This window comes from Streptomyces sp. NPDC005794, assembly GCF_042871445.1.
Taxonomy (GTDB): domain Bacteria; phylum Actinomycetota; class Actinomycetes; order Streptomycetales; family Streptomycetaceae; genus Streptomyces.
Genome location: NZ_JBIAIN010000030.1, coordinates 17,354 through 26,559, shown reverse-complemented (window position 1 = coordinate 26,559; position 9,206 = coordinate 17,354). Strand labels below are relative to the sequence as shown.

The 9,206-nt window shown below is 69.0% G+C and carries 12 protein-coding genes and 1 pseudogene; 9 read left to right on the top strand and 4 right to left on the bottom strand.

Features of this window, described 5'->3' with window-relative positions; genetic code table 11:
• Window positions 1-56 precede the first annotated feature (56 nt).
• Window positions 57-1,253, top strand: coding sequence for a hypothetical protein (locus ACFYQ5_RS33630; protein WP_389203115.1), 1,197 nt, complete (start codon window positions 57-59; stop codon window positions 1,251-1,253).
• A gap of 21 nt (window positions 1,254-1,274) precedes the next feature.
• Here ACFYQ5_RS33630 and ACFYQ5_RS33625 read toward each other — a convergent pair whose 3' ends face one another.
• The 3 genes from ACFYQ5_RS33625 to ACFYQ5_RS33615 form a co-directional block, all read right to left on the bottom strand.
• Window positions 1,275-1,727, bottom strand: a complete 453-nt coding sequence (locus ACFYQ5_RS33625) for a GNAT family N-acetyltransferase (protein ID WP_389203114.1) — start codon at window positions 1,725-1,727, stop codon at window positions 1,275-1,277.
• Between the two features lie 90 nt (window positions 1,728-1,817).
• Entirely contained in the window at window positions 1,818-2,696 is an 879-nt protein-coding gene (locus ACFYQ5_RS33620) for a hypothetical protein (protein WP_389203112.1), read from the bottom strand.
• A gap of 34 nt (window positions 2,697-2,730) precedes the next feature.
• The gene (locus ACFYQ5_RS33615) at window positions 2,731-3,747 is read right to left on the bottom strand and encodes a helix-turn-helix domain-containing protein (RefSeq protein ID WP_389203110.1); all 1,017 of its coding nucleotides are present in this window, start codon (window positions 3,745-3,747) and stop codon (window positions 2,731-2,733) included.
• Between the two features lie 671 nt (window positions 3,748-4,418).
• Between ACFYQ5_RS33615 and ACFYQ5_RS33610 the strand changes: the two are divergent.
• The 3 genes and pseudogenes from ACFYQ5_RS33610 to ACFYQ5_RS33600 form a co-directional block, all read left to right on the top strand.
• Window positions 4,419-4,817 (top strand): annotated as a pseudogene (locus ACFYQ5_RS33610) (helix-turn-helix domain-containing protein); the annotation flags it as partial.
• Window positions 4,818-4,908: 91 nt separating this feature from the next.
• Window positions 4,909-5,118 (top strand): DUF397 domain-containing protein, encoded by a 210-nt coding sequence (locus ACFYQ5_RS33605; RefSeq protein WP_389203109.1) that lies wholly within the window; start codon window positions 4,909-4,911, stop codon window positions 5,116-5,118.
• 202 nt (window positions 5,119-5,320) lie between these two features.
• Complete coding sequence (locus ACFYQ5_RS33600) at window positions 5,321-5,497, top strand: hypothetical protein (protein ID WP_389203199.1); 177 nt, start codon at window positions 5,321-5,323, stop codon at window positions 5,495-5,497.
• Here the strand turns inward: ACFYQ5_RS33600 and ACFYQ5_RS33595 are convergent.
• Window positions 5,454-5,810: a hypothetical protein gene (locus ACFYQ5_RS33595; RefSeq protein WP_389203107.1), complete on the bottom strand. Its 357-nt coding sequence runs from the start codon at window positions 5,808-5,810 to the stop codon at window positions 5,454-5,456. The two genes, ACFYQ5_RS33600 and ACFYQ5_RS33595, sit on opposite strands and share 44 nt — an antisense overlap.
• A gap of 550 nt (window positions 5,811-6,360) precedes the next feature.
• Between ACFYQ5_RS33595 and rpsJ the strand changes: the two genes are divergently transcribed.
• From rpsJ to rplB, 5 genes are read left to right on the top strand one after another with little or no spacing between them, the layout of a single operon-like run.
• Window positions 6,361-6,669, top strand: coding sequence for a 30S ribosomal protein S10 (gene rpsJ, locus ACFYQ5_RS33590; RefSeq protein WP_003948644.1), 309 nt, complete (start codon window positions 6,361-6,363; stop codon window positions 6,667-6,669).
• Window positions 6,670-6,683: 14 nt separating this feature from the next.
• Window positions 6,684-7,328, top strand: coding sequence for a 50S ribosomal protein L3 (gene rplC, locus ACFYQ5_RS33585; protein WP_014154591.1), 645 nt, complete (start codon window positions 6,684-6,686; stop codon window positions 7,326-7,328).
• A 4-nt stretch (window positions 7,329-7,332) separates the two neighbouring features.
• Window positions 7,333-7,983 (top strand): 50S ribosomal protein L4, encoded by a 651-nt coding sequence (rplD, locus tag ACFYQ5_RS33580; protein ID WP_389203105.1) that lies wholly within the window; start codon window positions 7,333-7,335, stop codon window positions 7,981-7,983.
• Window positions 7,983-8,321 carry a 50S ribosomal protein L23 gene (gene rplW / locus ACFYQ5_RS33575; protein ID WP_031096361.1) on the top strand — a complete coding sequence of 113 codons (339 nt, stop codon included), beginning with the start codon at window positions 7,983-7,985 and terminating at the stop codon, window positions 8,319-8,321. The genes rplD and rplW overlap by 1 nt, the downstream gene beginning before the upstream one ends.
• A gap of 39 nt (window positions 8,322-8,360) precedes the next feature.
• On the top strand, window positions 8,361-9,197 hold the full coding sequence (gene rplB, locus ACFYQ5_RS33570; protein WP_099173848.1) for a 50S ribosomal protein L2: 837 nt from the start codon (window positions 8,361-8,363) through the stop codon (window positions 9,195-9,197).
• Window positions 9,198-9,206: the final 9 nt, after the last annotated feature.

The following is a 9,206-nucleotide window of genomic DNA, read 5'->3' as shown; positions in this document are numbered from 1 at the left end:
GGAGCATCACGTCATGAACTGGTGATCACAGCATCAGCGGGGGAGCGGACAGCGCAGTGAGCACGAACGGCACGCCGTCGGAAGACCGTCCGGAACGGCCCGGGGACGCGGGCTCCCCCACCGACGAAGAGTGGGCCGAGTTCGTCCGGCAGGCGGAGAGCGGGACCGCCGGAGCGCCGAAGGAACCCTCGGCCCGTGCCCGTATGGTCACCGACCGGCTGCGCGCACTGGACGAGGAGGCCGCACGGGCCCGGGGCGGCAGGCGGCGCTGGGGCAGGACGAGCGGGCCGGCCGAACCGTGGCAGCCGGACGGCTGGCGTACCCGGCCCGTCGGGCAGGGGCGCGACGGACGGCGGCAGAAGCGGCGCCGTCTCGCCGCGATCCTGGGGACGGCCGCGGTCGTGGGGGCCCTCGTGGTCGCCATGCGGCCGAGCCTGCTGACCGATCACCTCCCCGGAGGCGACACCGCGGTGGACGCCGCGCCGCTGCCCGCGGAGACGGCACTGCCGACCGGTGCGCCCGCCGCCGGACCGGGCCCGGACGAGCCCACGCGCGACGAGCCGTTCCGGGGCTCGCCCGCGCTCCGCTGGGCGGACGGGCCGGAGGGGATCGAGCTCCCGGAGGCCGAGGCGGTCGGGGGGATGGACAAGGACCAGGTCGAGCACGCCCTGCGCACGACCAGGCAATTCCTCGTCGAGGCCAACCTCGACCCGGCGACGCTGCGGGGAGAACGGCCCGACCGGGCGCTGGAACTGCTCGATCCGCTCCAGGCGGACGTCCTGGAGGACGCGCGGCGCGCGCTGAGCGAACCGACCCAGGAGCAGGACCCGTTGATGACGTTCACCCGGTTCGACCCGGACGAGGCGCGGCTGCTGGGAGACGTGGTCAAGACCCGCGGGCGGATGACCTTCGAAGCGGGCAAGGCGGGCTCCGTCGAGGTGCACGCCGACTACACCTTCGTCTACCCGCTGCTGAGAACCGGTGGGGACGAGGTGGCGCGCACGATTGTCCGGCGACGGCTGACGACGGTGCTGCACGACCCGGAGCGGTTCGTGGCGACGAGCGGCAAGCTCTCGGTGCTGAACTCCGGGCAGAACTTCGGTAACACCTCCTGCGAGGTGAACGACGGCTTCCTGCATCCGTCCTTCCCGAGCGACAGCCCGGACCCGGACCCCGCCGGGCCCGACGTGGATCCCTACGACCGCAGCGAGTGGCAGCCCGACGGGTCGTGCGGAACGGTCACGCGTACATGACTCCGCGGGGATCTACGGGATCTACGGGGCCCGCACCATGAACACGTCCACCGCGTCCTCCCGCTCCAGGACGAACCCGTGGCGCTCGTACAGCCTGCGGGCCGCGCTGCCCTGGAGGACGTTCAGGCGGACCGGAAGGCCGTCGGCGTCGGTGCGGGCCAGGAGCCGGGTGAGGACGGCGGTGCCGATGCCTCTGCCCTGGAGCTCAGGGGTGAGGTAGAAGTGCTCCAGGCACCAGCCGTCCCCGGAGGGGCGCAGGGCGACGCACCCCGCGACGGCCCCGTCGACCTCCACCACGGAGGTGTGCTCGGGGGCGTAGGCGTCACGCAGCCGCTGCCGGACGCGGTGTTCGTCGTACCGGCCGAGACGTTCCAGGTCGGGGCGCATGACGACGGCCCGGATCTCGGCCATGGCCTCGATGTCATCGGGTGCGGCTGGGCGCAGGGACCACGCCTGAGTGGTACGTACAGACATGACGGGAGTTTCCCAGAGACGAACACCGGGTTCCTGGCCGCCCGGAGAGTGGACAGGCTCAGGCTCGGTGGAGGAACCACTCGGGCCCGGTCAGCGATCCTCGGCGAAGACTTCTTCGGCGGTGGTGGCGGTGGTGGCGCGGTGGAGCCATCGGTGAAGGAGCTGGGGGTCGGCGCAGGTGCTGATCTTCTGTCGGAGCTCGTCGGTTACGGCGATGCCACGTGCTTCGAGGATCAGCAGGAGGCCTTCGGCTCGGCCTTGGGCTCGGCCTTCGTCTCGGATTTCTTCGGACATGAAGGACTTGTAGAAAGACGTGTCCACGGCCACCAGGTTCCTCCACTGTTGTGCGGCCGGGCGGTTGCCCAGGCCCTGTGCGATCAGTTCAGCGATGGGTTCGGCGATGCTTTCCGGTGTGTCGCGTAGTGCGGCGGAGAGCGTTTTCAGTATGGCATCGACGTCCGGATTGTCGGCGTGTGTGATGGCCGCGAGAGTGGCGAGTGCGAGGTCCTTGCGGGCCTCGGCGACGTTCTTGATGACGGGCATGTTGTGCGGGCCGGCGACGAGTGGGTTGAGGGTGAGGGTCTGCCATTGGCGCAGGCCGATGGTGATGGGGCGGGCGGCCCACTGGGCGGTGGCGTGGTCCTGGCAGACGACCAGGAGCAGGACGGGCAGGGCGCCGTATCTGTTGTGGAGATAGCTGACGTAGTAGGGCCAGCTTGCGGTCTTGCGGGGGTCCTTCTTGCCCTGGGCCTCGATGGCGAGGAGGAAGGGGCCGTCGTCCTGCGTTTCGATGCGCAGGAGAGTGTCGACACGGCGTTCCACGGGGCTGTTCTCGGTGAGGTCGGTGGCAAGGACGGTGGCTGAGGTGGGCGTCGGGATGTTGACGCCGAGGACTTCGGATACGCGGGAGAAGAGGCCGGGGTACTCCTGGAAGATGCGGTGCATCGCTTCGTGGGGTGAGCTGACCATGTGGGTCCGTTCGGGGTGAGGGTGGCCGTGGCTGTCAGGCTGCGGCTGTGTGCAGGTCTTGGTGTGCGTCGATTCGGCAGTCTCGGCAGTGACCGGGGTGGGTGGCGCGGAAGGCGCGGTCGCAGGTGTCGCAGTTCTGGAGCGGGATCACGATGACCTTGCGACGGGGCGGCGAGGCGAGGTCTGCGATGCCGGGGAGTGGGGGTGGCAGGAGCGTGGTGATGCGGCTGCGGACGAACTTCGCCGGGTGTTTGACGGGGGTCGGGAGGTCGCTGGTGAGGGCGTGGCGGATGGTGTCCGGGTGGGCGTCGCGTTCGAGCCAGGCGGCGACACCGGGGGCGAGCGCCTCGATGTCCGCTTCGGCGAGGGTCAGCTGGGGCGCATGGCGGCGGAGGTCGGCGAGGAGCGCTGTGGCGGCCCGGTGGAGCTCCTCGGTAGGTGCGTGGGGTTGGGGGAGCGGCGCGGGCTGTTTCCTCGAGGCCGTGGGAGCCGGTACGTAGGCGGGGGCGGCCGGAGGTAGGAGTTCCGGGGCGGCAGGCGGCGGCGGAGGTGGCACCTCGACGGGTGCCGGGGGCGGAGCCGCTGCCTCGCGGGGCGGTGCGGGCGGTGGCGGGACGGCGAGCGTGACTGGTGGCTCGCTGCGGCGGGGCCGGGGTTGTGGCGCGGGGGCGGTGGAGCCGGGCTGGTTGTACGAGACCGTGCGCGTGACCATGCGGCCGTCGGGGAGGCGTACGCGGCTGCGGTGGAGGTAGCCGGTGGCTTCCAGCTCGTGCAGGGCGGCGCTGACGCGGGCTTCGCTCTCCGGGAAGCGGGCGGTGAGCACCTTGATGCCGACCTTGGCCCCGGCGGGCAGCGACTGGATGTGGGCGGCGAGTCCGATCGCGGTGAGGGAGAGGCCGCGGTGCTGGGCGAGGTGGTTGCCGATGACCGTGAAGCCGGAGATGTGGCGGACGGTGACGTGAAGGACGCCGGATGTCGGCGTGACGTCGGGCTGGGTGCCGGGCGAGCCGGGCTGGGCGCACAGGGGCGCGATAACCTGCGGGGTAGCCATGGGGAAGCGTTCTCTTCCTCGTGGTCAGGCCCCGGCCGGGATTCGTAGTCCCGGCTGGGGCCGTCTCGTGTCTGTGGTTGTCGCGGCGAGCATATGTCAGCCAACCCGCCCCAAATCCAGCCCTGTTGCGATATGTCACCCATGCGAGTGATGCAGGTCAGAACGGGGGTGGGGTGGGGTTTGGTCGGGTTTCTTTCCCGAGTTCTTTAAGGCCTTTAGACGTCGCGGGTGGCCGCGTCTCGGGTCACCGGGGCGCGGTCGACCAGGTCGCGGGTGCCCGCGACCCGGTGGAGCCGGTCACGGTGCGAGGCCGAGCTCCGCCCAGACCGTTTTGCGCGGGACGGGGCCCGGGACGACGCCCCAGCGGTCGGCGAGGGCCTCGACGATGAGCAGGCCGTGCCCTCCCTCTGCGTGCTGGTCGGGGGCCGTTGCGACGGGCAGGCGGTCACCCCGGGCGTCGGTGACCTCGATCCGCAGCCGGTGTCCGCGTGGACAGTGAGGCGTAGTCGGAAGTCCGGCCTGTGACCCATCCGTGGAGTGCCCAGTGACGGAGCCCTTGCGTACGGTGATTGTCCCGGGTCTGTCCAGTGTTGTCCCGGCTGTCCGGAGTGACGTGCGGGGGGCAGAGGCGGTTGAGGAAGAACGGTACGCACGTCGGAAGTGGGGCACGGATGAGTGTGGACGGGGTCGGTACGGAGCGGAACGGCGACGGCGGGGCGGACGAGCCCGGCTGGGATGTCGATCCCGATGACGAGTCGGGCGTCGCGGTGGTCGCCGGCGTGGGACGCCAGATCAAGGCCTGGCGGGAGGCGGCGGGGATGCGGGCCGGCGAGCTCGGGGTCGCGATCGGGTACGGGGAGAACCTGGTCTACAAAGTGGAGGGCGGGCGGCGGATTCCTCGGCCGGAGTTCCTGGACAAGGTGGACGAGGCACTGGGGGCGGGCGGGAAGATCGCCCTGCTGAAGGAGGACGTGGCGCAGGTCCGGTATCCGAAGAAGATCAGGGAGCTGGCGAAGCTGGAGGAGCGCGCGGTCGAGATGGGCTTGTACAGCAACCACAACGTCCACGGAGGATCCTTGAGCTGCGCTATGGGATGATCCGGGCCCAGGCTCTCGCGCCACGGGAGTCGATGGCCTTCATCGAGCAACTGCTGGGAGAGACATGATGCGCGAGACCTCTGCCGGGGACGCTTCTGAGCTGGAGTGGTTCAAGAGCAGCTACAGCAGCAGCAGTGAAGGTGACTCTTGCGTCGAGATTGCGGCTGCGTCCTGCGCGGTGCACGTCCGCGACTCGAAGAACCTGCCGGGACCGCAGCTCGCCTTCACGTCGGAGGCGTGGACGGGCTTCGTCTCGTACGCCGCCAGGCGCTGATCCCGCACGCAGTCGCACCCCTGCTCCTCGGCTGATGTCTGAGCGGGGGCGCGCTGCTGTCAGAAAGACCCGTCCTGGATGCCGTCTTCGGGCTTGGGCACCCGCTTGGGGACGGTCTTCTTCCTCGCGCCTGGTACGTGGAGCCCGGCTTCGTACGCTGCGAATCGACGGCGTACCTGCCGGTGCCGGAGGGCGCGCACGTGTGCACCTCGTCGACGACCAGCAGGTCGAAGGCGCGGGTACTCCGGAAGGTGCGGCAGGACGTACGAACCTGCTGATCGCGGACGACGTCGGCCTCGGCAAGACGATCGAGGCCGGCCTGGTCATGCAGGAGCTCATGCCCCGCCACCGGGCCCGCACGACGGGCGCGAGCTGGTAGTCCTGAATCTCGGCGCCGGACCGGCAGGGGGCCTGGAGGGCGGTCTGGCGTCCAGGCGCTCCGGCCCGTCCATGCCGTCCGTGGGGGAGGGCAGCTCGTACTGCTGATGGACGACCGCGCCCTGCTCCAGCTCCCAGACCACCCGGAGCTCCTCGTCGCGGGCGTCGTCCTCGACGGAGACCGTGGAGCGTGTGACCTCGGTGACGACCCAGGGACGATTTCGTACAGTGACGAGCTGGCCGTGCGCCGGTGGGGCGCCGCCCTCGGCTGCGTCGAAGCCGGCCCGTTCTGTCCCCACGGCCACGTCCGTCATCGATCGCACTCCCGCTCTTGTCCCCTTGACCCCTGCGAGAAGCCTCAAGGTGGAAAAGTGGCAGACAGGTGGGTCGGAGACATTGATGCGACAGGACGCGCCCGTTCCGTCCCAGAGGGTAAAGGAGAGTGGACAGGCCCACTGCAGAAGCGTGCCCGTGTTTGACCGCTCCCTCGTCGGGGGTAAGATCCCCGGCCCGATTGGCCAGGCCCCTGAGCCGTGTGGCACACTAGCCAGGTTGCTCGGTTGAGTGTCAATGCTGCGCGCCTCCCGCCGGGAGGACCGGAAGCGAGTCCCACAGTACTCGTCGACCCCATGCGGGTCGGACGTACGGGAATCTTTCGGGAAGTTCAGCAGGGCGCAGACCAGGCACCCGGTGGGTGTTCCGCCCCCGGCCGCGAGGTCTCAGGCCCGCACCCCCTTGGTTGGGATTTCCTTCGGGAGATTTTCGTAGAGGGGATGCGACACGCCCGACCGCGTGGGTCGGAGACGGAGTTGTTAGAAGCCCCGGGTTCCAGAGCGTTATTGAGAGACAGGACTACTAGTAGCCATGGCGGGACAGAAGATCCGCATCCGGCTCAAGGCCTACGACCACGAGGTCATCGACTCCTCGGCGAAGAAGATCGTCGAGACGGTGACGCGCACTGGTGCGTCGGTCGCGGGCCCGGTGCCGCTGCCCACTGAGAAGAACGTGTACTGCGTCATCAAGTCGCCGCACAAGTACAAGGACTCTCGCGAGCACTTCGAGATGCGCACGCACAAGCGCCTCATCGACATCCTCGACCCCACGCCGAAGACGGTTGACTCGCTGATGCGCCTCGACCTGCCGGCTGGCGTCGACATCGAGATCAAGCTCTGAGGGGACGGGCCGAGATGAGCAAGAACATCAAGGGCGTCCTGGGCGAGAAGCTCGGCATGACCCAGGTCTGGGACGAGAACAACCGGGTTGTCCCGGTGACCGTCGTCAAGGCCGGTCCGTGCGTCGTGACGCAGGTTCGTACGAACGACAGCGACGGCTACGAGTCGGTCCAGATCGCCTTCGGCGAGATCGACCCGCGCAAGGTGAACAAGCCCCTCAAGGGCCACTTCGCCAAGGCCGACGTGACCCCGCGCCGCCACCTGGTGGAGCTCCGCACCCCTGACGCCAGCGAGTACACGCTGGGCCAGGAGGTCACTGCCGAGGTGTTCGAGTCCGGCGTCAAGGTTGACGTCACGGGCAAGAGCAAGGGCAAGGGCTTCGCCGGTGTCATGAAGCGTCACAACTTCAAGGGCCTCGGCGCCGGCCACGGCGTCCAGCGCAAGCACCGTTCCCCCGGTTCGATCGGTGGCTGTGCCACCCCTGGGCGTGTCTTCAAGGGCATGCGCATGGCCGGTCGGATGGGTAACGAGCGCGTCACCACCCAGAACCTGACCATCCACGCGGTCGACGCGGAGAAGGGTCTGCTGCTCATCAAGGGCGCGGTCCCCGGTCCGAACGGCGGCCTCGTCCTGGTCCGTACCGCGGCCAAGGGGGCTTGAGGTAATGAGCACCATTGACATCCTTTCGCCGGCAGGCGACAAGGCCGGTACCGTCGAGCTCCCCGCGGAGATCTTCGACGCGAAGACCAGCGTTCCGCTGATCCACCAGGTCGTCGTCGCCCAGCTGGCAGCTGCCCGTCAGGGCACGCACAAGACCAAGCGCCGTGGCGAAGTCCGTGGTGGTGGCCGCAAGCCGTACCGCCAGAAGGGCACCGGCCGCGCCCGCCAGGGTTCGACCCGCGCGCCGCAGTTCGTCGGCGGTGGCGTCGTCCACGGCCCGCAGCCGCGTGACTACTCGCAGCGCACCCCGAAGAAGATGAAGGCCGCCGCCCTGCGCGGTGCCCTCTCGGACCGGGCGCGTCACTCCCGCATCCACGTCGTCACCGGCGTGGTCGAGAGTGGGATCTCCACCAAGGCCGTCAAGACGCTGCTCGGCAAGATCTCGGAGCGCAGCAACCTGCTCCTGGTCGTCGAGCGTGCCGACGAGGCCGCGTGGCTGTCCGCGCGCAACCTGCCCCAGGTGCACATCCTGGAGCCGGGCCAGCTGAACACGTACGACGTGATCGTCTCTGACGACGTGGTCTTCACCCAGGCCGCTTTCGAGTCCTTCGTGTCTGGCCCCCAGACCGCTGAGACCGAAGGGAGCGCCGCCTGATGAGTGAGGCGACCGTCACCAGCTCGACCATCACGAGCAAGACCTACTCGGACCCGCGCGACGTTCTCGTCAAGCCGGTCGTGTCCGAGAAGAGCTACGCGCTGCTCGACGAGAACAAGTACACGTTCATCGTCGCGCCCGGCTCCAACAAGACCCAGATCAAGCAGGCCGTGGAAGCGGTCTTCTCGGTCAAGGTCACCGGGGTCAACACGATCAACCGGCAGGGTAAGCGCAAGCGCACCAAGACCGGTTTCGGCAAGCGCGCCGACACGAAGCGCGCCATCGTGACCCTCGCCGAGGGCGACCGTATCGACATCTTCGGCGGCCCGACCTCCTGACGGAGGTCGAGTCGTCCGGAATCGGACGAGGACTGAGAAATGGGTATCCGCAAGTACAAGCCGACGACCCCGGGCCGTCGTGGCTCCAGCGTCGCCGACTTTGTCGAGATCACGCGGTCCACGCCGGAGAAGTCGCTGGTCCGCCCCCTGCACAGCAAGGGCGGCCGTAACAACGCCGGTCGTGTGACCGTTCGCCACCAGGGTGGTGGCCACAAGCGCGCCTACCGCGTGATCGACTTCCGTCGTCACGACAAGGACGGCGTGCCGGCCAAGGTCGCGCACATCGAGTACGACCCGAACCGCACCGCGCGCATCGCGCTGCTGCACTACGCGGACGGCGAGAAGCGTTACATCGTCGCCCCCCGTGGTCTGTCGCAGGGTGACCGCGTCGAGAACGGTCCGGGCGCCGACATCAAGCCGGGCAACAACCTGGCGCTGCGCAACATCCCGGTCGGTACGACCATCCACGCCATCGAGCTGCGGCCCGGCGGCGGCGCGAAGTTCGCCCGTTCCGCGGGTGCCTCCGTGCAGCTGCTGGCGAAGGAGGGCACGATGGCCCACCTTCGTATGCCTTCCGGAGAGATCCGGCTGGTCGACGCCCGCTGCCGCGCCACGATCGGTGAGGTCGGCAACGCCGAGCAGTCGAACATCAACTGGGGCAAGGCCGGCCGCATGCGCTGGAAGGGCGTCCGCCCGACCGTCCGCGGTGTCGCGATGAACCCGGTTGACCACCCGCACGGTGGTGGTGAAGGCAAGACCTCCGGTGGACGTCACCCGGTCTCGCCGTGGGGTCAGAAGGAGGGTCGTACTCGCTCGCCGAAGAAGGCATCGAGCAAGTACATCGTCCGCCGCCGCAAGACGAACAAGAAGCGCTAGGAGCGGGTT